Source organism: Rhabdonatronobacter sediminivivens (assembly GCF_013415485.1).
GTDB lineage: Bacteria > Pseudomonadota > Alphaproteobacteria > Rhodobacterales > Rhodobacteraceae > Rhabdonatronobacter > Rhabdonatronobacter sediminivivens.
Genome location: NZ_JACBXS010000145.1, coordinates 1 through 670, shown reverse-complemented (window position 1 = coordinate 670; position 670 = coordinate 1). Strand labels below are relative to the sequence as shown.

Annotated in this window: 1 pseudogene; it reads left to right on the top strand. The window is 61.0% G+C overall.

The annotated features are described in order from the left end of the window. Positions 1-63: 63 nt before the first annotated feature. Positions 64-670: pseudogene (locus HUK65_RS18550) on the top strand (transposase); the annotation flags it as partial.

Here is a 670-nt window from a genome sequence, read left to right as displayed (position 1 = left end):
GAGAGTGTCAGGCCTTCTGTGTATGGCTGATTGGGTCCATGCTTCCTGAGAGGAGCAAGGACGATGACGATTTCCAACGAACTGCTGGACGAGCTGTTGAAGGGCTGCAAGCGGCCTGAAGATCTGCTGGGTATGAGGAGGATCAGAAAATGATCCGGTGGATCATTTTCCCGACGATTGGCCGGGCTGATGAAGGAACTGAAGATCCGGCTTATGGAACGGATGCTCGGTGCCGAACTGACTGCGCATCTGGGCTATGAGGCTGGTGCCGAGCCGCCGGCGGAACAGACCAACCGCCGGAACGGGGTTGCAACGAAGCGGGTGAAGGGCTCGGACGGCGAGGTGCCGCTTTCGGTGCCGCGCGACCGGGAAGGCAGCTTCGAGCCTGAGCTGGTGAAGAAGGGCCAGAGCCGGATCGACGGAGTGGATGACAAGATCATCGGGCTCTATGCCGCCGGGTTGTCGGTGCGTGACATTCAGGCCCATCTTGAGGACCTCTATGGCCTGCGGGTCTCGCCCGACCTGATCAGCCGCGTGACCGCTGCCGTGCTGGACGAGGTCCGGGAATGGCAGCATCGGGCGCTGGACCGGATGTATCCGATCGTCATTTTCGACGCCCTGCGGGTGAAGATCCGCGATGCTGACAGCCGGATGGTCAAAAACAAGGCGG